A 21,133-nucleotide genomic window follows, 5' to 3' on the forward strand; every position below is an offset into this window, starting at 1 on the left:
TTGGTGCGGAGCCGAGTCATGAGGGTGTCCGTCATCGGAGATCGATCTGCAACGCGGGGAACCCGGTGAGGTCGCTGTCGACGAGGGACTCCGGCCCCTGAACCTCGGCACCAACGCGGAAGGTCACTGAGGTACCGGTGGCCGTCGACGGGGTGACGGCGCGGAGCTCGTCGTCCGGCACGCCGCGCCGATAGGTCTGCGACCACGCGCCGCTCGCGAGGTGGTTCTCATGGACGAGTACCGGGCTCATCGCTGACACGACCGACATCCCGCGTCGTGGCAGGCCATCGGGGAGCCGCGCACCGTCCTCCGCATCGAAGAATCGGACGTCCCGGGTCGACATCACCGGCTTGCGGATCACGTCGCCATGTTCGTCGATCCGAGTGTCAGTGCCGCGCCCGTCGTCCGCGACGGTCACCGTACCGTCGGCTCGCATCGTCACGACCGCGTGACCCATGCGCCCACGCGACTCCGCCTCTTCGTTCGCGTACGCGAGCACCTCGAGGATGAGGTGGCGTCGACCACCCGCCCCGTAGAGCGTCGGACGCGATCGGATCTCGGCGAGGTGCGCGAGGTCGAGATCGCTCGACCACGCGTGTGTGGTCGTCACCCATGACGCTCTGTCGCTCACGCATCTCAGGCTATCGAGGACTCCTACACGCATGTCGCGATGTCGTCACGCATGTGCCTCGATCAGAGCAGGGCGAGGAACCGCTCCGCGTCGCCTACCCGCGGCAGGTTGTTGAACATGACGTAGGGCGATGGTCGGCCGTCGACCATGTCCCGCAGCCGGCGCAGCTCATCATCGGTGTGGACGTGCCGCGAGCCGGACGTGCCGTGCAGGCGGTAATAGGTCTGCTCCGGCGTCACGGTCTCGGTCTGCATCGGGTCGACGACGTGAACAAGATCCAGCTCGGCGCAGAGCTCCGTGAGCAGCTGCGGGGGCCACTCACCGCGGGGTTCCCACAGCAGCCGCGCCGCCGGCCGCTCCACCTGCGTCATGAAGGTGCGCAACCGTCCGACGTTGTCGGCCGTCGGGCGAAAGCTCTTCGGACACTGAAGTAGTACGGCGGTGGCCCGCAGGATCCGGGCACACTCAAGGGTCCGCTGCCATCCCGCGAGGACCGGAGGCGTGGTCCGGAAGGCTCCGACCTGGCCGCGCGCGCTGTCCGGCAGAGGCTGCTTCATCCGCCGGTAGGTAGGGCTGTTGGACTCGTGGGTGACGATCTGCCACGCCTTGATCGTGAACTCGAAGCTGGCTGGCACCTGGGTCCGCCACCGGGTCAGCACGGCGTCAGACGGCGGTTCGTAGAACGTGTGCTGCACCTCCACGACGGGGAAGCGACCTACATACGAAGCCTGGGAGACCGTCCACCCACACAGCCCGACGCGAACGCCCACCTGCCTATCCCTCCCGGGTGTAGAGAACTCGAACCAACGCCCCACCGCAGCGAGAACCTCGCACCCTCCTGCACGCTGTCACCGTAAGAGCAGAGCGACGGGGACGCACGGTCGTCGGCATGAGCGGCCCGACGCCCCGGGGTCGTTGACGTGTCAGCGGCGGGGCGGGCACGCTCGACGAGCGGCACCGCGCCGCGGATCACGTCCGTCGGGGGGCCGGCATGACGAGGATCGAACGCCTGTGGGTGATCCAGACGACCTCGACCGCTGCGGACGCGAACACCGACGAGGGGTTCGCGCTCGAGCTCAAGCGAGAGACGCCCGACGGGGGTTGGCTGAGCATGCCGTTCCCCGATCTCCCGCACGACGAGCGGGAGCGGGGACGCACGGACCAGTACGAGTTCGTCCTACCCTCCGAGGAGAACTTCACGCTGGGCAACATCAGCGGGTCCTTCGTCCGCATACGGATCCGAGGCGACGACGCCTGGCTCCCCTCGTCGGTCTGGGTCATCGCCCGAGGCCCGGACCAAGGCGAGTTCACCCAGTGGAAGCTGATCGCGCACGCCACCCCCTGGCCGCGGGGCGACTGGTTCAGCACCGACACCGCAGAGGGCCAACCGACGCGCCTCCTCCGCGTGCCCGAGTAGCGGGCACGCGGAGGAGGCGCCGCGGGAGGCACTCACCGAGGGCTCCCTGAGAGCGCCGCCACCGTGTCAGCTGGGATCGACCGGCAGCCAGAGCTCGACCGTCGCCGTGCTGAAGTCGTCGGCGCGGTCGATCACGGCGACCACCTCGGGACCCGGCCGGAGCCGCCACGGGTTCGACGGGAACCACTCGGTCGCCGTCGCGGACCACAGCGCCTGGACGGTGCCGGGGTAGGCACCCGTTGCTCGGAAGACGGCCCACGAGCCGGCCGCGACGGGGAGGACGTCGAGATCGTCCGGGACCTGCACCGCATCCGTCACGGCGACGCCGTGCAGGTACGTGAGCTCCGAACCCTCTCGACGGTCCGGGTCGATGTCGGTGCTGACCGCGAGCAGTCCGTACGGCTCGGCGTCGCCCAACGCCTTCAGGCGCCGGTGCTCGTCCGGGCCAAGGGAGGTGACGTGCTCCTGGATGGCGGTGTTGACCTCGCTGTGGACGAGCGGCACGCGTGTCGCGTGCCCGGCGAGGCGGAAAGCGGGTCGAGCGGCGATTCGGACGTCCATGGGGAGTGCTCCTTCGACAGTCAGGCGGAACCTGAGGCGCGGTTGGGTTCGGAAGGGGCCGCCGTCACGTCGGGCTCGACCGGGGCTGACGCCGTGCACGGACTGGAACGCCCGAGCGAAGGCTTCCGCCGAGCCGTATCCGTACCGCACGGCGATGCGCAGCAGGTCGTCCGACCCGGAGATGAGCTCCCCCGCAGCCACGGTCATGCGCCGGCGCCGCACGTACTCCGACAGCGGCATGCCCGCCAGCGACGAGAACATGCGACGCAGGTGGTACTCGGTGGTCCCGAGCGCAGCTGCGAGGCGGACGACGTCGAGCTCCTCGGTGAGGTCTTCTTCCACGAGGTCCACGAGCCGGTTGAGCCAGGCGATCACGGCGGCCTCCTTCCACGACAACTCTGGCGTCCGGACGCGCCGCCGAACCCGATCATCGCTGCCCGTTGTGATCAGGGCGCTGGACCGGGCACCCATGAGCCGCGATCATGAAGCGGAGGGGGCCGTCATGACCACACTGCGCCACGGCAAGATCTGCCACGTCGAGCTGCCGGCGGACGATCCGCAGGCGGCGGCGGAGTTCTACGCCCGCGTCTTCGACTGGAAGGTGCGCTCCGCGAACGGCACGTACTTCTTCGAGGACTCGACCGACGAGGTCAGTGGCCACTGGGTCGCTCACCGGGAGCCGACCCCGCCCGGGGTGCTCGTCTACGTCTGGGTCGACGACATCGCCGCGGCCGTCGAGCGGGTCGTCGCCGAGGGGTGCGAGCTCGTCCAGCCGGTCGGCGGCGATCCGGGTGAGCTGACCGCTCGGTTCCGGGACCCCGGCGGCAGCATCGTCGGTCTGTACCAGGAGCCGCCGGGCTGAGCGAGGCCGGACCGACTCGCGCGACGACGAGCTCCACGGTCGACGCAGAGCTCCGCGGGTGCACCTAATCGATTCCGCTCCCCCAGGCCGGCCAGGCGGACCCGCACGCGGCCCTACCGTGGCCGGAGCGCTCCCACGACGGCCGTGTCCCAGCGCTGGGCAGGTGCCGGGCGTGGTGATCCGCCGTCCACCACGTCGCCCGCTCCGCAGAGGACCGCCATGTCACCGACTACCCACCGTCGCCGCGCCGCCGGGCTGGCGGTCGCCGCCGCCCTCGCCGTCTCCGGGCTCGTCGCCTCGTCGCAGGCCGCGGTCGCGGCGCCCGACCCCGGCTCGCCGGTCAAGGTGAACCAGGTCGCCTACGTGCCGGGTGTCGCCAAGGTCGCGACCCTGGTCAGCTCGTCGACGGCGCCGGTCGCGTGGACGCTGCGGAACGCGGCCGGCACGGTCGTGGCGTCGGGCCAGTCGACGGTCAAGGGCGCCGACGCGCTGTCCGGCGACTCGACGCACCTCATCGACTTCTCGACGTTCGACACGCCAGGCACCGGCTACGTGCTGTCCGCCGCCAACGCCAGCAGCTACCCCTTCGACATCTCGGCCGACCCGGTGAAGAGGCTGCGGTACGACTCGCTCGCGTTCTTCTACCACCAGCGCAGCGGCATCGCGATCGACGCCCGGTACGTCGGCAGCACCTACGCCCGGGCCGCCGGGCACCTGGGTGTCGCGCCCAACCAAGGCGACACGAGCGTGCCGTGCCGCCAGTCGTGCGGCTACAGCCTCGACGTGCGCGGCGGCTGGTACGACGCCGGCGACCAGGGCAAGTACGTGGTCAACGGCGGCATCGCCACGTGGCAGCTGCAGAACGCGTACGAGCGGACGCTCCACGTCGCCGGCGCCGACAAGACGGCGCTGGGCGACGGCACCATGGCGATCCCGGAGCGGGCCAACGGCGCCCCCGACATCCTCGACGAGGCGCGGTGGGAGCTCGAGTTCCTGCTCCGCATGCAGGTGCCGGCCGGGCGGACCGACGCCGGGATGGTGCACCACAAGATGCACGACGAGAACTGGACCGCTCTGCCGACGATCCCCGCGCAGGACAGCCAGCGCCGGGTCCTGTCACCGGTGAGCACCGCGGCGACGCTGAACCTGGCGGCGGTGGCGGCGCAGGCGTCGCGGTTGTGGAAGACGATCGACCCGACGTTCTCGGCGAAGGCCCTGGCTGCGGCGCAGACCGCGTACACCGCCGCCAAGGCGAACCCGAACCGGATCGCGTCCGCGAACGACGGCACCGGTGGCGGCGCCTACAGCGACAGCTCGGTCACGGACGAGTTCTACTGGGCGGCCGCCGAGCTGTACGCGACGACCGGCTCCGACAGCTACCGCGCCGACGTCACCGGGTCGTCGCTGTACAAGGGCCGGAGCTTCGCGCAGCGCGGGTACGACTGGGGCTGGACCGGTGGCCTCGGCGACACGACGCTCGCCCTCGTCCCGACCGGGCTCCCGTCGTCCGACGTGGCGGCCACCCGCGCCGCCATCGTGACGTTCGCCGATTCGGCCCTGGCCCGCGCCACGAGCCAGGCCTACCCGGCGCCCAACAACGCCGGGTCCGTCTACTACTGGGGCTCGAACGGCCAGGTCGCCAACAACGCGAACGCCCTCGCACTCGCGTACGACTTCACCGGCCAGTCGAAGTACCGCACCGGCGTGTACGCCGCGCTCGACTACTTCCAGGGCCGCAACCCGCTCAACCAGTCCTACATCGCGGGGTACGGCGAGAAGGCGGTGCAGAACGTGCACCACCGGTTCTGGGCCCACCAGGCCGACGCGTCGCTGCCCATCGCACCGCCCGGCTCGTTCTCGGGCGGCCCGAACAGCGAGCTGCAGGACCCGATCGCCGCGGCGCAGCTCGCGGGCTGCGCGCCCCAAAAGTGCTTCGTCGACCACATCGAGGCGTACTCCGTCAACGAGGTCGCGATCAACTGGAACTCGGCGCTCGCGTGGCTCGCGACGTGGGCCGCGGAGCACACGGGCGCAGCACCGGCGGTCGACACGACCCCGCCGACCGTCCCCGGCACGCCGCTGGTCTCCGTGAGCGGCATGAACTTCACGTCCGCGGGCCTCTCGTGGACCGCCTCGGCCGACCCGGAGAGCGGGATCGCCGGGTACGACGTCGTGCGCGTCGTAGGCGACTCGCTCGAAGTCGTCGCGACGACCACCGCGACGAACGCGACGGTGAGCCGCCTCCAGCCGGCGACCTCGTACACGTACGTGATCGTGGCCCGCAACGGCGCCGGTCTCTCCTCGACGTCCGCCCCCGTCACCTTCCGGACCGGGGAGGACGTCCCGCCGGTCGACACCCCGCCGACGACGCCGGGCACGCCCGTGGCCTCCGCGGTCACCACGACGGGCGCGACCCTGACGTGGACCGCCTCGACGGACGACACGGGCGTCGCGGGGTACGACGTGCTGCGCGTCTCCGGCGGTGCGTCCACCGTGGTCGCGACGTCGGCCACCCCGACGGTCACGCTCACCGGGCTGACCCCCGGCACCGACCACGTGCTCGCCGTCCGGGCGCGGGACACCGCCGGGCAGCTCTCGTCGGTCTCGCCGACCGTCGCCTTCCGGACCCTGCCCACCGAGACGACACCGCCCAGCACCTGTGCGGTCACGTACTCCGCGAACTCATGGGGCAGCGGGTTCACGGCGTCGATCACCCTGACCAACACCGGATCGACGCCGTGGACGTCGTGGAACCTCGGGTTCACGTTCGCGGGCGACCAGAAGGTCACGCAGGGGTGGAGCGCGAGCTACAGCCAGACCGGCTCGGCCGTGACCGTGACGAACGCGGCGTGGAACGGCAACGTGCCTGCCGGCGGCTCGACGAGCATCGGCTTCAACGGCTCGTACAGCGGCACCAACTCCGCGCCGACGGGCTTCACCGTGAACGGCACGCCCTGCGCCTGAGCAGCCTCACCGCGGTACGCCGAGGGCCGCCGGTCTCCTGACCGGCGGACGACTGCTGTGGAGCCGCGGCACCAGCGTCGGGGTGCAGGTCCCGGGACTGCTGCTCATCCCGCAGCGCGTGGAGGACTACCGCCCTCCGGCGTGGCCCGGCGCGTCGGTCGTGCACCTGGACCTGACGGCCGGTGACCGTCTCGACGAGCCAGTGGAGCGGGCACTCGCCCTCGGTGCCCGGCTGGCCGATCCGCAGCCGGACGAGCGGTGGAGGGTGCTGCTCGACCCCGCGGGCCACCCCTTCTGCATCACCACCGTGTCGCCCTCCCCCGAGCTGTTCACGGGCTGAACCGTGCGACGTCCGCGGCGGTCGGTGCCGCAGGCGGGCGCACCGCCGGCTCGAGCAGCGACAACGTCCGCTGCTGGGCGTCGAGGCGGGCACGGATACCGACCGGCATCGGCAGGTTCGGGCCTGCATGTCCGAACTGGACGTTGCCCAGTACCGGGATGTCCCGGTCGCCGAGGACATCCAGAACGATCTCGGCCAGGGTCGGCGACGCGTCGGGCGACTCGAGTCCGGCGATCTCGCGCGGGATTCCCACGACCATGCCGGAGATCAGGTCGAGGATGCCGGCGTGCCTCAGCACGTGCAGATAGCTCCACACGTACGAGTTCAGGCCACCCATCTCCTCCCAGAACAGCACGGCACCGTCGAACCACTCGAGCGGCACGGCGAACCGCGTGGCCTGCACGAGTGCGATGCGGTTGATCACGCCCCCGATCAGCGGGCCCTCGGCGCGTCCCGGACGCCAGCACTCCCAGGACGGGCCCCCGGGCAGCGCGCCGATCGCGTCGGTGCCGGTCAGCAGCTGGGAGTAGAGCGTCTCGAGCTCCGCTCGGCGCGGCGGCGGCGCGGACTGCCAGCCGTCGCCGAAGCCCGGAGTCGCCATGTCGGCATGGAACCCGACCAGGCCCGTGCGTGCGTAGAGGGCCAGATGCAGCAGCGAGATGTCGCTGTACCCGAGGATCGGCTTCGGATCGGTCCTGATCGCCTCGAGGTCGATCAGGTCGAGGTATCCGAACGCGGTCTGCCCGCCGTCATTCGCGATGATCGCGCGGACCTCGGGATCTCGCAGCAGACCGTTGAGCTCGGCGGCGATCTCGGCGGGTTCGGCCGCGCTCCACCAGTGGCTCCTCCCGACCTCGAGCAGCGGTGCTCGACGCGGACGGAACCCCATGTGCTCGAGCACGCCCACCGTCTTCTGCACGTTGGGCTCGTACTGCGCGATGAGCGGTCCGGAGAGCGATGCGATCACGACGAGGTCGCCGGCCTGCAGAGCACGCGGTCGGAGCGGCGGAGACGGTGCGGCGGCAGTCATCGAACGAAGTATCCGCGCGCGCACCCTTCCGATGCGACGGGTTTTCGGGTGCGTCTCGCTCGGCAGTCGGACCCCGTGGGTGTGTGCCGCGGTCCCTGGATACCGCCCTCGCCGAGGGGGACCGATCCATCGCGCCCTCGCTCCGCAAGGCGCTGCCCGGCGGGTGGCTCAACGCCGGGCGAGCACCTCGTCGACCGTCGTGATCTCGATCAGCGGTGCGTAGAGCGCCATAGCGTCGAGGGCCCGTTGGTGGTCGTCCTCGCTGGCCCCGGCGCACGCGTCCGCGACGACGCGCACGTGCACGCCGGCATCGGCCGCGGCCAGCGCCGTGGACAGCACGCAGCAGTCGGTCGACACCCCGGTCAGCACGATCTCGGTGACCCCCGGGAGCGCGGCGGCCGTCGCGGCGTCCCACTTGCCGAAGGTCGGACGGTCCAGGACGACCGCGTCGGCGACGGGCAGGTCGGGGACCAGCTCGTACAGCGGGATGTTCGCCGGGTCCAGGGCGAACGGCCAGGCCGCGTAATACGGCCCCCACGCGCCGGTCGGACGGCCCGCCGGGCGGAACCGGGTCAGTGCCACGCGTGGGCCGAACGCTCCGCGCAGCCGCAGCGTGCCGGCGAGCGCGTCCGCGAACCGCGGCGTGCACCACGGGCTTGTCGGGTCGGCGAAGACCTGCTGGAGGTCGACGGCCATGAGCCAGGGCGACCCGCTCACGCGACCGGGCCTGCCGCGGACCCGGCGGGCAGCGGCTGCTCGGTGGCCGGCAGGGCCTCCTGGGCACGCACCGCGCGACGGCTGAGCAGCAGCGTGCCGACGAAGCCGAGCGCGAGGGCCGCGAGCACGCCCAGGTTGGCGTACGCCCACGCGCCCTCACGCCCACCCAGGCCGAACGGCGCGAGCAGGTAGCCCTGCCAGCCGAGCCAGCCCGCGAACCCGTTGGTCACCAGGCCCCAGCCGAGCACCGAGCCCAGCACGACGAGCGCCACCGGGACGAGCCGCACCGAGCCGTAGCGGCCCCGCGGGTCAAACAGGTCCCGCACGTCGTACCCGCTGCGCCGCAGGGCGACGTCGGCCATGAACACGCCGCACCACGCCGCGATCGGGACGCCGAGGGTGATGAGGAAGCCCTGGAACGGTCCGAGGAAGTCGGAGGCGAAGAACACCACGTAGACCGCCCCGAGGATCATCAGCACCCCGTCGATCCCGGCCGCGACGGGCCGCGGGACCTTGACCCCGACGCTCAGCAGCGCGAGCCCCGAGGAGTAGATGTCGAGCACGGCTCCTCCGACCAGGCCCAGCACGGCCACGAGCGCGAACGGCACGAGGAACCACGTGGGCAGCAGCAACGCGAGCGCGCCGATCGGGTCGGCGGCGATCGCGGCGTTCAGGTCGGGCGAGGACCCGGCCAGCAGGAGCCCGAAGACCAGCAGCAGGAGCGGGGCGAGCGAGGCACCGAACGTGGTCCAGCCGACCACCCCGGCGCTCGAGGACCGCGCCGGCAGGTAGCGGGAGTAGTCGGCCGCCGCGTTGACCCACCCCAGGCCGAAGCCCGTCATCATGAACACGAACCCGCCGATGACCTGCGGCGCGCTGCCGGCGGGGATAGCGGTCACGGTGCCGAGGTCGATCGTGTCGAGCACCAGCACCGCGTAGACGACCGTCAGCACACCGGTGACGACGGTGATCCACTTCTGCAGCTTCATGATGAACTCGAAGCCGAGCACGCCACCGACGATGATCAGCGCGGCGACCACCGCCAGCGGGAGCAGCCGGGTCGCGGTCCCCGAGGCCCAGCCCAGCGAGCTGAACACGGTCGCCGTCGCGAGCACGGCCAGGGAGGCCAGGACCGTCTCCCAGCCGACGGTCAGCAGCCAGGACAGCGCGGAGGGCAGCCGGTTGCCGTTGACCCCGAACGCCGCCCGGCTCAGCGTCATCGTCGGCGCGTGGCCGCGCTTGCCTGCCAGCGCGACGAACCCGCAGAAGAGGAAGGACACGACGATGCCGACGACACCGACCGCCGTGGCCTGCGCGAACGAGATCCCGAAGTCGAGCAGGAACGAGCCGTAGGCGATCCCCAGCACGGAGACGTTCGCCGCGAACCACGGCCAGAACAGGTCACGCGGCCGGCCCTTGTGCTCGGCCACCTCGATCGCGTTGATGCCGTTGAGCTCGATCCCGCCCGCTGCTGCCTGGGGCGGGGCTGGAGGGACCATCGGATGGGCGCTCAAGGCTGCCTCGTTTCACGCCGTCGGGGAGACCTGGGCGGAGGGGACCAGGCCGTGCATGCGGAAAGTAGGTCGCGGTACGGGCGGTGTCAACGGGTGTGCCGGTGTGCGCAGACGCGGGCCGCCCGGCCATCGGGCGCGCCGGTCACCAGTTGCGCCCGCCGCCACCCGCGCCGGTCCCGGGCTCGGTGCCACCGCCGGGAGCCGACCCGGACCCGTCGGCGGGACCCGGCTCTTGCCCGGCCCCACCGCCGCCGGCCTGCCCGTTGCGCTCGGCGAGCTGCTCCTGGCGCTCGGCCTCGGCCTCTGCCGGGCTCTGCGCGTCCTGCTCGCCGTCGCCGAGCGTCGGGGCCCCCTCGAGCGTGCCGTCCGCGGCGGCCTGCGCGATGCGCTCGACCTCGCCTGCCAGCTCGAGCAGGTCCTGCATGCGCTGCTCGGCGGCCGCCTGGGGGTCGCCCCCCTCGCCGCCGCCGCCCTCTTCCTGCTCCTCGTCCTGCCCACCGCCGCCGCCCTGCGACGGGGGCGGTGCGCACGCCGGGTCGGCCAGCGCCTCGGCCGCGAGCGCCGCGTCGTCGGCCGCGATACGGAACAGGTAGCCCGCAAACTGCAGCTCGTCGGCGAGCACGGGCGCCTCGGCACCCTCGTACGGTGGCTCGAGGAGCTGCGCGTCGAACGGCTCGCCGGCCTCCTGCGCCGCCAACGCCTCGGCGAGGGCCTGCGTCTCGGCCAGGTGCTCCTCGGCGTACTCCAGGTTGTCCCTCTCCCGGGCCTGGAACGTGAGGGCACGGTTGGTCTGCACGTCGCAGCGGTGCGCACGAGGCACGGTCTGCAGGGCCTCGTCGAGGTACTCGATCGCCCGGTCGTGCCGGTCCGCGCGGTAGAAGGCCGTGCCGGCGTTGAACGCCCCCTTCCAGCCCTCGACGACGGCCCACACGTCGACGAGCTCGAACGCGTCGGCCGCGTCCCACGGGTCGCCCTCGTCGTACGCCGCACGCGCGTCGCGGTACCCCGGGCCGAGCGCCGCCAGGTTCCAGGCGAAGCTCAGCAGCAGCAGCGCGGGCAGCCAGCTCCACCGCAGCAGGCGGCGTCGCCTCCGCGCGTGCGGGGGCATCGCCTGCAGGCGGGCGCGCTTCGCCGCGCGGCGCCGCGCGTCGGTCTGCTGCTTCCCGCCGCGCTGGGCTCGGGTCTGCCGCTTCCCGCGGCCCGTGCCGTCGGCGATGCGGCGGCTCGTCTCGGCGGCCTCGGCCAAGGCGGCGATCTGCTGCGCAGCGGCCTCGCGTCGGGCGCGCCGGGCATCGGCGCGGCGGCTCATCGTCGTCCCCGCAGCCGGCTCGACGCGCGCGCCCACGTCCACGCCTCGGCGGCGAGCAGCACGCCCGCGAGCAGCGCGAACGGCCACACGAGGTCACGGCGCGTGCTCAGGTCCGTGCGGCCGTCGGCGGTGATCGCCTCGACGTCGACGCCGGCGACCAGGTCCGCCGTGCTCGTCGGGCCGTCGCGGTGCACGTACGGCACACCCAGCTCGGCGGCGACCTCGCGCAGCGCGGTCTCGTCCGCGACGGACACGGCGGGGCGTGACGGGTCGTCGGGGTCGGGGATGTACGGCGCGTCGAGATCGACGGTGCCGTCGAACACCCGCATCGGAGCACCCTGCGCCGTGCCGTACCCCAGCACCGCGCCCCCGTCGACGAGCGGCGCGATCCGCGTGAACGACCCCGGCTCGTCGACCTCGGTCGTCTGCTCGCCGTCGGACAGGTAGAACACGAGGCGCACCATCCCGGGGTCGCGGTCCTGCGCGTCCTGCAACGAGCGCTCCAGGACGTCCAGCGCGCGGTCGCGGCTCGTGCCCGCGGAACCGGCCGTGACCTCCTGCGTCACGGTCTGGGCCCACGCCCGCACGGCCGTCGCGTCGTCCGTCAGCGGCAGCTGCGTGCCGGCCTCGTCGGCGAACGCGACCACCGAGTAGAACGCGCCCGGAACGTCGCGGGTCAGCGCGACGACGTCGTGCCGCACGCCATCGAGGCGCTGCACGGCCGGCACCGGGTCGAGGCCGGGCGCCCGCACGACGTCGTCGCCGGGCCCCCAGTCCTCGGCGGCCATCGAGCCCGTGCGGTCGACGACGAACCACAGCTGGATGCCGACGCGCGCACCGCCGGCCTGCGTCGAGGCGACCGTGGGCGTCAGGCCGACCACCGCCAGCGCGCCGACGAGCACGGCGCGCCGGGACCACGTCCACGCACCGGCACGCGGCGCATCGGCCCGCCGGACACCGCGGTGCCCCCGGTGCAGACCCAGGTGCAGACCCAGCGCCTGCCCGACGCACAGCGCGAGCACGGGCAGCGCCGTGAGGAGCACGAGCGCGACCGGGACCACCGCGCGGGCGCTCATGCGCGCACCCGCCACGCCAGGACGACGACCGCGAGACCGGTGACGTACAGCAGCCACACCCACGGGTCGTCGTCGTCCGTGACGACCTGCTCGGGGTCCACCTGCATCGCCGTGAGCTGGCTGTCCTGCACGCGGTCGAGGATCGTCGGCACCGCACCGGGGTCCGCGACCGCCGCGAACGTGCCGCCCGTGCCCTCCGCCGCGATCCGCAGCTCGGCTGCCGTCGACGCACCGAGGAACTCGTCGTCGTCGACGGGGTACAGGGCGTACACGACGACGCCCCGGGACGTCGCGAGGTCGGCCGCCGCGGGCATCGTGTACACCGGGGAGCCCCACACCTCGTTGTCGGTGGCGAGGACGACCGAGCGGGACCGAGTGGCGTCGTACTGGTCGAACAGGAGCGTGCACGACGCGACGCCGTCGCCGACGAGCGAGGCCTGCCCCTCGATCCCGGCCGTGCCACGGAAGACGTCGGCCTGCTCGTCCTCGTCGTCGCCTGCGAACGCCTCGCGCGCCCTGCGCAGCTCGGACGTCACCAGCTCGTAGTCGTCCGTCAGTGGGAACACCGTGGCGGACGTCGAGTCGAACACCGACAGGGCCACGCGCTCACCGGTGAAGCCCTCGACGAGCTGCTCGAACGTCGCGACGACGCGCTCGTCGTACTCCAGCATCGAGCCCGACACGTCGAGGCACAGGACGATGTCGCGGGTGGCGAGCTCCCGCGTGCGCTCCTGCACCGTGACGGGCCGCGCCGCGAGGACGGCCGCGGCGACCGCGGCCACCGCGACGGCCAGCGCCACGCCCACGCGCAGCACCCGGTACCGCACTCGCCAGGCGCGCAGCGCGGGCACGCGGCGCAGGTCGTCGGTGTTGGCCACGGGCGTCGTCCCGCGTCGGTCCCGCAGCAGCAGGCCCACGACCAGGGCCACGACGACGACGACCAGGACCGCCGGCACCAGCCACGGGACCTCCAGCCCCGCGCGCGTCACCACGCCCGCACCAGCTTGCGCGCCTGGTCGAGGGTCCGGCCGACCCGCGTGCGGGACGTGGAGGCGAACGCCGGGAGCGACGAGTTCTCCAGCAGCGACGCGAGCGGCCGCGTGCGGCGGTCGAGGCGTGCCGTCTCCGCCGTCATCGCCGTGGTGTCCACGCCCGTGCGGCCCGTCGCGAACTCGCGCAGCGCCCACCGCATCTCGAGGTTCACGCCACGCACGTCGATCTCCTGCGCGCGGTACCGGCGCTCGACCTCGTCGAGCCGGGCCAGCGTCGTGCCGCGCAGCGCTGCGTACGGGTCGGACTGCGCGCGCGCGTGCGGGCGGTTGGTCTGGGTCGCCGGGAGCGTGGCGGGCGGGGCCTGCGCGGGCGCACGCGTCGAGCGCACCACCCACACGTACCAGGCGACCACCACGAGGACGATCCCGAGCGCCACCCACGGCCACCAGCCGGCGTAGGGGATCGGGTCGACCAGCTCAGCGCCCGGCACGACGGACCCTCCCCAGCAGCGCGACCATCTCGTCCAGCACGTCGTGCGTGCTCTCCACGCTCACCGACGTCACGCCCAGGCGGCGCACGCGCTGCTGGACCTCCGCGTGCCGTGCGGTGCGGGCCGCCGCGACCGCCTCCCGCACGCCACGCCGCCCCCGCAGGTACGCGGGCAGCGACCACCCGCTGACGACGTCGCGCACGCCCCGGTCCCTCGGCGGCGCGACGACCGGCCGCCCGCGGTCCGCGGCGGTCGAGGCTCCCGCGAGCGTGCCCGGCGCCGCGCCGAGGGTCCCCGCGAACAGGTCCGCGTCCACGACCTGCACGACCATCACCTCGTGCCGGGTGCGCAGCCGCGCCAACGCACGCTCGTCGGCGGCACCGGGCCGCGCCTCGTCCGTCACCACGACGACCAACGAGCGGCGCGCGGTGCGACGCAGCACGCGGTCCAGCAGACGCGCCAGGTCGCCCTCGGGGGCGTCGGCGTCGAACGTGCGCTCCAGGCGGCGCAGCAGCACCTCGAGGTGCGTGGTCCCCGCGCCAGCGGGCAGCTCCACGACGCGGCCCGCATCACCCGCGACCAGCGACACCCGGTCCCCGCGCTGGTGCGCGAGTTGCGCGACCACGTCCGCCACCAGCTGCGCGACCTCGTGCTTGGGCTCGCCGCCCGCCGACGTCGCGCACATGTGCCGGCCCGTGTCGACGACGAGGACGAGCGCGACGTTCGACGTCGCCTCGTAGCGCTTGACGACCGGCTGGGCCGAGCGGGCCGACGCCCGCCAGTCGATGTCGCCCACGTCATCGCCGGGGGTGTAGACGTGCAGGTCGTCGACCTCGTCACCGTGACCCTTCCAGACCGCGCGGTGCCGCCCGTCGAGCAGGCCGGTGGCGCGCCGCAGCACGGGTAGCTGCAGGCGCGCGCGCACCAGCGCGAGGCGGGACCGGGCGGGCACGCGTCAGGGCGCCGGGACGGCGTCGAACACAGACGTGACGATCGACTCGGTGGACACGTCGTCCGCGATCGCGTCGTAGGTCCGCACGATGCGGTGGCGCAGCACGGCGTTGCGCAGCGCGTGGACGTCCTCCGGGACGACGTGCCCGCGCCCGGCCCGCAGCGCGACGGCCTGCGCGACGCGCATCAGCGAGATCGATCCGCGAGGGCTCGCGCCCATCCGCACCAGCCGGTCGAGGCCCGGGACCTTCACCGGCCCGCGTCCGCGGGTCGTGGCAACCAGGTCCACCACGTACCGGCGGATGGACTTGTCGACGTACACCTGGTCGACGACGCGCTGCAGCCACGCGACCTCGTCGAGCGTGAGCCTGTCGGCGCGCAGCGCCCGCGTCATGCGCCCGTCGGAGATGCGGTCGAGGATCTCGACCTCCTCCTCCGGTCCCGGGTAGTCGAGGACCTCCTTGAGCAGGAACCGGTCCATCTGGGCCTCGGGCAGGACGTGCGTGCCCTCCTCCTCGATGGGGTTCTGCGTCGCGAGCACCATGAACGGCGACGGCACCCGGTGGACCTCGCCCGCGATCGTCGTCTGCCGCTCCTGCATCGCCTCGAGCATCGCGGACTGCGTCTTCGCTGAGGACCGGTTGATCTCGTCCAGCAGGACGACGTTGGCGTGCACCGGGCCCAGCTGCGTCGTGAACTGCGAGGTCCCGTAGTTGAAGACCTGCGTCCCGACGATGTCCGACGGCATGAGGTCGGGCGTGCACTGGATGCGGTGGAACGTGCCGGACACCGCCTGCGCGAGCGTCTGCGCGGCCGTCGTCTTGGCCAGCCCCGGGACGGACTCCAGCAGGACGTGCCCCCCGCACATCAGCGCGACGACGAGCGACGTACGCAGCTGCGTCTGCCCGACGACTCGCTGGTCGAAGACCCCCTCGATGCGCTCGCACAGCGCACCGGCTCGGGAGCGGTCGGACGGGGACACGGTGTCGCGGCTCACCGCGCGCACGTTACAGGCCGGTCCGGACCGTTCGACCCGTCGACAGGGTGATGTCCCGACACGTGGGTGTCCGACCGCACGGTCGGACGGCTCCGGAGTCCTACAACCCGCCTGTCGATTCCGGCAGGGCCCGTCCGTCACAGTGATGACACGCCACACGGGGCGGCCTCATGGGAGGAGCGACATGACGCAGTACGCCATCTACTTCAACCAGCAGTGGGTCGGGGACCACCCGGCCGAGTGGTTCCAGACCCGCGTGGAGCCCAGCACGGCGGTCGTCCGTGACATGGAGGCGGCCGGGGTCCTGGTCTTCGCAGGCGGGCTCGAGGAGAACCTGGCCGACGCGTTCAGCGCCGACGCCACGAGTGGGTCCGTGTCGATCACTGACGGCCCCTACACCGAGACCACCGAGTACCTGGGCGGGATCACCATCATCGACGTGCCCGACCTGGAGACGGCCAAGGTGTGGGCGGGCCGGGTCGCCGAGGGGTGCGGCTGGCCCCAGGAGGTCCGGGTCATCAGGTAGGTCCCCGAGGTCGGGCGTGCAGCGCGGATCGGGCTCTTGCGCGCCGACTGCTGAGTATCCGGACACGATGGTGAGACGACGGCTCCCGCGCTCGAACCGAGCCGCTCGGGGCTGATCAGGCTCGGTCGGCGCGCCCGGCCCGTCGGCCCGCGAATCGGCCGAGCAAGACGCCGCCAGCCGCGCCCACCACGCCTCCCGCCACAACCGTCGTGGCGACCACCGTCACGGGACGCGCTCACGATCTCGGACGGGCCGCGCACCTCGACGTCGTCGACCACCCAACCCTGCGCCGCGAGCGCCGTCACCACGTCCTCGCCCGTGACCTCCGTGTCGCCCGCGACGTCCAGCATCGCCGTCCCGCGGTCGAACGACGGCATCCCGCGTCCGTCGACCCGCGGTTCACCAGCGACGAGACCGTCGACGGCGATCTCGCCCGCCTCGGCGATGAGCTCAGCGTCGCTCGGTTGCACGACGTACCAGTGCAGCGCGACCGCAACGAGCGCGCCCACTCCGGCCAGCGGGACCGCGCGGCGCTCCCGCGAACTACCGCGGGCTGATCCTCGCCTGGGTGGGGGACGGCGTGCAGAGCGAACTCGACGTCGATGTGGCGGACCGGGTGGAAGCAGCACAGTGGGAGTCCGACGAGACAGCGCTCTCGGCGGCACTCGACGACATGAGGGCGACGACGGCGCCCAACACCTATGGCGAGTTTCGTGACGACGGCTCGCTCGCGACCTGGCTGCACAACCCCGAGGTGATCCACGACCTGCTCTTCGTCGGAAGCGAGGCCTGACGAGGGTTCCGGATCTGCACCGGTGCCGATCCGCCTGATCGCCGGGCCGGTGACGTCACCGTCCGATCCCTTGCCGGTGCCTCCGCGTCGCTGCCAACCTTGGGTCCTCGTCCGACCGGAGGAACTCATGGGCAAGCTGATCTACGCGGCCAACACCTCGCTCGACGGCTACCTGGAGGACGAGAACGGCTCCTTCGACTGGTCGGTACCCGACGAGGAGGTGCACGCGTTCTGGAACGAGCACGAGCGGGCCATCGGCACCTCGCTCTACGGCCGCCGCATGTACGAGACGATGCGCGTCTGGGAGGACGACGACTGGCTGGCGGACGAGCCGGCCGTCGTCCGGGAGTACGCGGGGATCTGGCGCGACGCCGACAAGGTCGTCTACTCCACGACGCTCGACGCGGTGTCGACGGCGCGGACGCGGATCGAGCGGCAGTTCGACCCGGAGGCCGTACGACGGCTCAAGGAGACGTCCAGCGCGGACCTGAGCATCGGCGGCGCGGCCCTCGGGGCTGAGGCGTTCCGGCACGGGCTCGTCGACGAGTGCGTGCTGCTCCTGGCCCCGGCCGTCGTGGGCGGCGGCAAGCCGGCGCTGCCGCGGGGCATCCGAGTCGACCTGGAGCTGCTGGATCACGGACGGTTCGGCAACGGCGTGATCTACGTGCACCACGCCGTGCGAAGCGGTACCTCACATGTCGCCTGAGCCCGCGATCACCTTCGTCCGACCCGAGCAGCTGACGGCGAAGGCGCCCTACGCCTACGCCGCGATCACCGGGCCCGGCCAGTTCGTCTTCACCGCCGGCGCCTGCCCACTGGACGCCGACGGCAACACCGTTGCTGTGGGCGACGTCGCCGGGCAGGCCCGCCAGGTCATGGCCAACCTCGTCACCGCACTGCAGGCGGCCGGCGCGCAGCTGACCGATGTCGTCAAGACCACCGTCTACGTCGCCTCGTCCCAGCAGGCCGACCTCGGCATCGCCTGGGGCGTCGTCCGTGCCGCCTTCGGCGCGCATGATGCTCCCAGCACGCTGCTCGGAGTCAGCGTGCTGGGCTACGACGACCAGCTGGTCGAGGTGGAGGCGGTCGCAGTTCGTCCGGGGTCGAGCGCGATGTGATCCCTCTGCCGAAGGCATGGTCGCGCAGACGGTCCAGCTCGGCAGCCAGCGCTCGTGCGTACCGGGCACGCTCGTCGGCGGCGACCCATCGCGCCTCGAGATCCCGTTCGTACAGGCGGTCGCCGCCGTGGCGCGGGAAGACATGGACGTGCAGGTGCCAGACGTCCTGGCCGCCCGCCGGCTCGTTGTGCTGCCGGATGGAGATCCCGTCGCACGCATAGGCCGTGCGCATCGCGACGGCCACCTCCTGGACCAGGTCCCACACGGCGTGCCCCGTCGCCCGAGGAAGGTCGTAGAGGTTCTCGTGATGCTCCCGAGGGATGACCAGTGCCGCCCCGGGGTTGGCCGGCCACCACTTGGGCGAGACGCGGGCGAGTGCGAGGTCGGTGGTCGCGACGATGTCGCTCTGCTGGTTGTGCTCGTCGGCGACTCCGCGCTGGAGCAGGCAGAACGGGCAGTCGTAGTCGGCCGGTTCGTGGCTCGACCTGGTCACGGGGTCCAGCCGTCCCATCGTCTCCACCAGTGGGTGTTCGAATCGAGCTGGTCGGTGACCTCGGCGGCCGCCGCCAGAACGAGGCCGACGGTGCCCTCGTCGATGCGTCCGGTGACGCGCTGCCAGTGCAGGTCGGCCACGTCCTTCCACTCGCGCCGGCCATCCGCGTGAACGATGAGATCGAGACCGTGGTCGTCCGTCTGGAACCCGTCGCGTTCGCGCACGATGGGCGACTCGAAGTTGATGTACCAGTGCAGGAACGTCCCGGCGGGGTCGAAGAACTTCCAGGCTCCGTAGTGGTCGCCGGCCCGGTGGAGCTGGAGCACCACGGTCGATTCCCAGGCGGAGTGCGATCGCCACGGATGGGGGCCGAACGGGTGCGGGGGAAAGGCGAAGCGAGAGCCGGGATCGAGGCGGACCGCCAGAGTCGCACCGTCGTCGGACACGACAGTCACCGGATGCTGCATCCACACGCGCTCGTGCAGCACCTCGAGGCGTTGGATGGACGATCCCGGCTCATAGGTCCACACGGTCGACGACACTATCGGCGGGCTTCGCCGACCGTTGCGCCCACTGCGGCCGAGCGTCTGCCAACGTCGACGTGCCCTCGCTTGGGGTGGCGTGAATCGCTTCACACGGCTGCGGGCCCGACGTCCGTCTGGTGGGCTTGCCACTCCGTCGCCCGGCCGCCCGTGGCCCGTGGACGCTCACGTTCCTGAGAGGGATTCCCCCGTGCTCTCACTACGCAAGGTGCTCGCCGTAGCCGCGGCGTCCGCGGTCGCCGTCGTCGGTTCGATCGCCGTCACCGGTCAGGCGAGCGCGGCCGCCGGGTGCCGTGTCGACTACACGGTGACCAACCAGTGGCAGGGCGGGTTCGGCGCCGACGTGCGGGTGACCAACCTGGGCGATCCGATCACCGGCTGGGACGTCCGCTTCTCCTTCGGCGCCGGGCAGCGGGTCTCGCAGCTGTGGAACGGCTCCGTCACCCAGTCCGGCGCGGAGGTGTCGGTACGCAACGCGGGGTGGAACGGTGCGCTCGGGACCAACGGCACCACGTCGTTCGGCTTCAACGGCGCGTTCACGGGGACCAACCCTGCGCCGAGCGCGTTCACGCTCAACGGTGTCGCGTGCACCGGCGCGGTCACCCCGAGCGGCTCGCCGACGACGTCGCCGTCGGCCACGCCGTCCCAGTCGCCGAGGCCGACGACCACGCCGACAAGCGGACCGGTCACGGGCAGCGCCGCACAGCTCGTCGCCGACCTGGGCAAGGGCTGGAACCTGGGCAACCAGCTGGAAGCCAACATCAACGGGATGCCCAGCGAGACGGCGTGGGGCAACCCGGTGGTGACGTCCGCCCTCATCGACCGGGTGAAGGCCGCCGGCTTCCGGACGATCCGGATCCCGGTGTCCTACCTGGGCAAGATCGGCTCCGCCCCCAGCTACACGGTCGACGCCGCCTGGCTCAGCCGGATCCAGGAGGTCGTGGACCTGGCCTACGACCGCGGGCTGCACGTGATCATCAACATGCACGGCGACGGGTACAAGAGCGTCGCCGGCTCCTGGCTCATCTGCGACGCGTCCGGGCAGGACACGATCAAGGACAAGTACCAGAAGGTCTGGCAGCAGGTGGCGTCGAGGTTCAGCGGCTACGGCGGACGCCTGATCCTCGAGTCCATGAACGAGAACTTCGACGGGCAGTACGGCGCCCCCACGCAGCCGTGCTACTCCAACATCAACGCGTACAACCAGGTGTTCGTCGACACGGTGCGCCGGACCGGCGGCAACAACACCTCCCGGTGGCTGCTCGTGCCGGGTTGGAACACCAACATCGACTACACCACCGGCAGCTACGGGTTCGTCGTGCCGACCGACCAGTACCGGTCGTCCGCCATCCCCAGCAGCGAGCGCCGCCTCATGATCTCCGCGCACTTCTACGACCCGTGGGACTTCACCGGGACGGAGAGTGGCGCCATCACGCAGTGGGGTCCCAACGCGACCGACGCGGCGAGGAAGTCGACGTGGGGCCAGCAGGACTTCATGGACGCGCAGCTGAAGAAGATGCACGACACGTTCACCGTGAACGGGTACCCGGTGTTCATCGGGGAGTACGGCTCGATCGACAAGACGTCGTCCGACCCGTCGAACAACAGGTACCGCGCCGACTACGCACGGACCCTCGTCGCCACCGCCAAGAAGTACGGTGCGGCCACCGCCTACTGGGACAACGGGCACAACGGGCAGTACGGGTTCGCGCTGTTCGACCGGAGCTCCGCGACGGTGACCCAGCAGGGCATCATCGACGCCATCATGGGCTCGTGACCTCTGCTCCGTGACGTCGGGCATCCTGTGCC

Annotated in this window: 24 protein-coding genes; 10 read left to right on the top strand and 14 right to left on the bottom strand. The window is 72.0% G+C overall.

Translation table 11 applies throughout. From position 1 onward, the window contains the following. Nucleotides 1-31: 31 nt before the first annotated feature. Together KG102_RS16240 and KG102_RS16245 are read right to left on the bottom strand one after the other, a co-directional pair. Nucleotides 32-631 carry an ATP-binding protein gene (locus KG102_RS16240; protein ID WP_208212962.1) on the bottom strand — a complete coding sequence of 200 codons (600 nt, stop codon included), beginning with the start codon at nucleotides 629-631 and terminating at the stop codon, nucleotides 32-34. Between the two features lie 62 nt (nucleotides 632-693). Then, nucleotides 694-1,401, bottom strand: a complete 708-nt coding sequence (locus KG102_RS16245) for a DUF72 domain-containing protein (RefSeq protein WP_256440363.1) — start codon at nucleotides 1,399-1,401, stop codon at nucleotides 694-696. A 221-nt stretch (nucleotides 1,402-1,622) separates the two neighbouring features. On the opposite strand from KG102_RS16245, the gene KG102_RS16250 reads away from it, so the two are divergent. Further along, the gene (locus KG102_RS16250; protein ID WP_208212963.1) at nucleotides 1,623-2,048 is read left to right on the top strand and encodes a hypothetical protein; all 426 of its coding nucleotides are present in this window, start codon (nucleotides 1,623-1,625) and stop codon (nucleotides 2,046-2,048) included. A 66-nt stretch (nucleotides 2,049-2,114) separates the two neighbouring features. On the opposite strand, the gene KG102_RS16255 is transcribed toward KG102_RS16250, so the two are convergent. Further along, nucleotides 2,115-2,984 (bottom strand): AraC family transcriptional regulator, encoded by an 870-nt coding sequence (locus tag KG102_RS16255; protein WP_208290378.1) that lies wholly within the window; start codon nucleotides 2,982-2,984, stop codon nucleotides 2,115-2,117. A 127-nt stretch (nucleotides 2,985-3,111) separates the two neighbouring features. Here KG102_RS16255 and KG102_RS16260 point away from each other — a divergent pair, with 127 nt between their 5' ends. The 3 genes from KG102_RS16260 (at nucleotide 3,112) to KG102_RS16270 (ending at nucleotide 6,775) form a co-directional block, all read left to right on the top strand. Next, nucleotides 3,112-3,471 (top strand): VOC family protein, encoded by a 360-nt coding sequence (locus tag KG102_RS16260; protein WP_208212965.1) that lies wholly within the window; start codon nucleotides 3,112-3,114, stop codon nucleotides 3,469-3,471. A gap of 219 nt (nucleotides 3,472-3,690) precedes the next feature. Next, nucleotides 3,691-6,435, top strand: coding sequence for a glycoside hydrolase family 9 protein (locus KG102_RS16265; RefSeq protein WP_208290377.1), 2,745 nt, complete (start codon nucleotides 3,691-3,693; stop codon nucleotides 6,433-6,435). Between the two features lie 82 nt (nucleotides 6,436-6,517). Further along, nucleotides 6,518-6,775: a VOC family protein gene (locus KG102_RS16270; RefSeq protein ID WP_249667364.1), complete on the top strand. Its 258-nt coding sequence runs from the start codon at nucleotides 6,518-6,520 to the stop codon at nucleotides 6,773-6,775. On the opposite strand, the gene KG102_RS16275 is transcribed toward KG102_RS16270, so the two are convergent. From KG102_RS16275 to KG102_RS16315, 9 genes are all read right to left on the bottom strand, one after another. Continuing rightward, a complete protein-coding gene (locus KG102_RS16275) occupies nucleotides 6,765-7,829 on the bottom strand; it encodes a S66 peptidase family protein (RefSeq protein WP_213363009.1) in 1,065 nt (354 codons plus the stop codon). The genes KG102_RS16270 and KG102_RS16275 overlap by 11 nt on opposite strands. A gap of 144 nt (nucleotides 7,830-7,973) precedes the next feature. Continuing rightward, nucleotides 7,974-8,522 (bottom strand): cysteine hydrolase family protein, encoded by a 549-nt coding sequence (locus KG102_RS16280; RefSeq protein WP_249667365.1) that lies wholly within the window; start codon nucleotides 8,520-8,522, stop codon nucleotides 7,974-7,976. Next, a complete protein-coding gene (locus tag KG102_RS16285; protein WP_208290406.1) occupies nucleotides 8,519-10,021 on the bottom strand; it encodes a purine-cytosine permease family protein in 1,503 nt (500 codons plus the stop codon). Before KG102_RS16285 ends, KG102_RS16280 begins: the two co-directional genes overlap by 4 nt. 157 nt (nucleotides 10,022-10,178) lie before the next feature. Continuing rightward, nucleotides 10,179-11,345 carry a hypothetical protein gene (locus tag KG102_RS16290; protein ID WP_208290375.1) on the bottom strand — a complete coding sequence of 389 codons (1,167 nt, stop codon included), beginning with the start codon at nucleotides 11,343-11,345 and terminating at the stop codon, nucleotides 10,179-10,181. Beyond that, the gene (locus KG102_RS16295) at nucleotides 11,342-12,421 is read right to left on the bottom strand and encodes a VWA domain-containing protein (protein ID WP_208290374.1); all 1,080 of its coding nucleotides are present in this window, start codon (nucleotides 12,419-12,421) and stop codon (nucleotides 11,342-11,344) included. Before KG102_RS16295 ends, KG102_RS16290 begins: the two co-directional genes overlap by 4 nt. Then, nucleotides 12,418-13,413: a VWA domain-containing protein gene (locus KG102_RS16300; RefSeq protein ID WP_208290373.1), complete on the bottom strand. Its 996-nt coding sequence runs from the start codon at nucleotides 13,411-13,413 to the stop codon at nucleotides 12,418-12,420. Before KG102_RS16300 ends, KG102_RS16295 begins: the two co-directional genes overlap by 4 nt. After that, nucleotides 13,407-13,904 carry a hypothetical protein gene (locus tag KG102_RS16305; protein ID WP_208290372.1) on the bottom strand — a complete coding sequence of 166 codons (498 nt, stop codon included), beginning with the start codon at nucleotides 13,902-13,904 and terminating at the stop codon, nucleotides 13,407-13,409. Before KG102_RS16305 ends, KG102_RS16300 begins: the two co-directional genes overlap by 7 nt. After that, complete coding sequence (locus tag KG102_RS16310) at nucleotides 13,891-14,856, bottom strand: DUF58 domain-containing protein (protein WP_208290371.1); 966 nt, start codon at nucleotides 14,854-14,856, stop codon at nucleotides 13,891-13,893. The genes KG102_RS16305 and KG102_RS16310 overlap by 14 nt, the downstream gene beginning before the upstream one ends. Nucleotides 14,857-14,859: 3 nt before the next feature. Next, nucleotides 14,860-15,852, bottom strand: a complete 993-nt coding sequence (locus tag KG102_RS16315) for an AAA family ATPase (protein WP_307802410.1) — start codon at nucleotides 15,850-15,852, stop codon at nucleotides 14,860-14,862. A gap of 184 nt (nucleotides 15,853-16,036) precedes the next feature. Here KG102_RS16315 and KG102_RS16320 point away from each other — a divergent pair, with 184 nt between their 5' ends. The 5 genes from KG102_RS16320 to KG102_RS16340 all read left to right on the top strand — a co-directional run bounded on the left by KG102_RS16320 (nucleotide 16,037) and on the right by KG102_RS16340 (nucleotide 18,289). Beyond that, nucleotides 16,037-16,378, top strand: coding sequence for a YciI family protein (locus KG102_RS16320; RefSeq protein ID WP_208290370.1), 342 nt, complete (start codon nucleotides 16,037-16,039; stop codon nucleotides 16,376-16,378). A 209-nt stretch (nucleotides 16,379-16,587) separates the two neighbouring features. Beyond that, nucleotides 16,588-16,935, top strand: coding sequence for a hypothetical protein (locus KG102_RS16325; protein WP_213363010.1), 348 nt, complete (start codon nucleotides 16,588-16,590; stop codon nucleotides 16,933-16,935). Between the two features lie 11 nt (nucleotides 16,936-16,946). After that, the gene (locus tag KG102_RS16330) at nucleotides 16,947-17,171 is read left to right on the top strand and encodes a hypothetical protein (protein ID WP_208290369.1); all 225 of its coding nucleotides are present in this window, start codon (nucleotides 16,947-16,949) and stop codon (nucleotides 17,169-17,171) included. Nucleotides 17,172-17,298: 127 nt separating this feature from the next. Further along, nucleotides 17,299-17,877, top strand: coding sequence for a dihydrofolate reductase family protein (locus KG102_RS16335; RefSeq protein ID WP_208290368.1), 579 nt, complete (start codon nucleotides 17,299-17,301; stop codon nucleotides 17,875-17,877). Further along, entirely contained in the window at nucleotides 17,867-18,289 is a 423-nt protein-coding gene (locus KG102_RS16340) for a RidA family protein (RefSeq protein ID WP_208212977.1), read from the top strand. Before KG102_RS16335 ends, KG102_RS16340 begins: the two co-directional genes overlap by 11 nt. On the opposite strand, the gene KG102_RS16345 is transcribed toward KG102_RS16340, so the two are convergent. Further along, nucleotides 18,213-18,782, bottom strand: coding sequence for an HIT family protein (locus KG102_RS16345; protein ID WP_249667366.1), 570 nt, complete (start codon nucleotides 18,780-18,782; stop codon nucleotides 18,213-18,215). The genes KG102_RS16340 and KG102_RS16345 overlap by 77 nt on opposite strands. Beyond that, nucleotides 18,779-19,270 carry a DUF402 domain-containing protein gene (locus tag KG102_RS16350; RefSeq protein ID WP_208290366.1) on the bottom strand — a complete coding sequence of 164 codons (492 nt, stop codon included), beginning with the start codon at nucleotides 19,268-19,270 and terminating at the stop codon, nucleotides 18,779-18,781. Before KG102_RS16350 ends, KG102_RS16345 begins: the two co-directional genes overlap by 4 nt. Nucleotides 19,271-19,514: 244 nt before the next feature. On the opposite strand from KG102_RS16350, the gene KG102_RS16355 reads away from it, so the two are divergent. Next, nucleotides 19,515-21,101: a cellulase family glycosylhydrolase gene (locus KG102_RS16355; protein ID WP_208290365.1), complete on the top strand. Its 1,587-nt coding sequence runs from the start codon at nucleotides 19,515-19,517 to the stop codon at nucleotides 21,099-21,101. Nucleotides 21,102-21,133 lie beyond the last annotated feature (32 nt).

Source organism: Cellulomonas fengjieae, from assembly GCF_018388465.1.
Classification (GTDB): Bacteria; Actinomycetota; Actinomycetes; order Actinomycetales; family Cellulomonadaceae; genus Cellulomonas; species Cellulomonas fengjieae.

Bases quoted from the DNA above. Each gene is read 5' to 3' on its own strand.
- KG102_RS16260 (WP_208212965.1), top strand. From the start codon at position 3,112: ATGACCACACTGCGCCACGGCAAGATCTGCCACGTCGAGCTGCCGGCG.
- KG102_RS16265 (WP_208290377.1), top strand. From the start codon at position 3,691: ATGTCACCGACTACCCACCGTCGCCGCGCCGCCGGGCTGGCGGTCGCC.
- KG102_RS16320 (WP_208290370.1), top strand. From the start codon at position 16,037: ATGACGCAGTACGCCATCTACTTCAACCAGCAGTGGGTCGGGGACCAC.
- KG102_RS16335 (WP_208290368.1), top strand. From the start codon at position 17,299: ATGGGCAAGCTGATCTACGCGGCCAACACCTCGCTCGACGGCTACCTG.
- KG102_RS16290 (WP_208290375.1), bottom strand. From the start codon at position 11,345: ATGAGCCGCCGCGCCGATGCCCGGCGCGCCCGACGCGAGGCCGCTGCG.
- KG102_RS16250 (WP_208212963.1), top strand. From the start codon at position 1,623: ATGACGAGGATCGAACGCCTGTGGGTGATCCAGACGACCTCGACCGCT.
- KG102_RS16285 (WP_208290406.1), bottom strand. From the start codon at position 10,021: ATGGTCCCTCCAGCCCCGCCCCAGGCAGCAGCGGGCGGGATCGAGCTC.
- KG102_RS16340 (WP_208212977.1), top strand. From the start codon at position 17,867: ATGTCGCCTGAGCCCGCGATCACCTTCGTCCGACCCGAGCAGCTGACG.
- KG102_RS16295 (WP_208290374.1), bottom strand. From the start codon at position 12,421: ATGAGCGCCCGCGCGGTGGTCCCGGTCGCGCTCGTGCTCCTCACGGCG.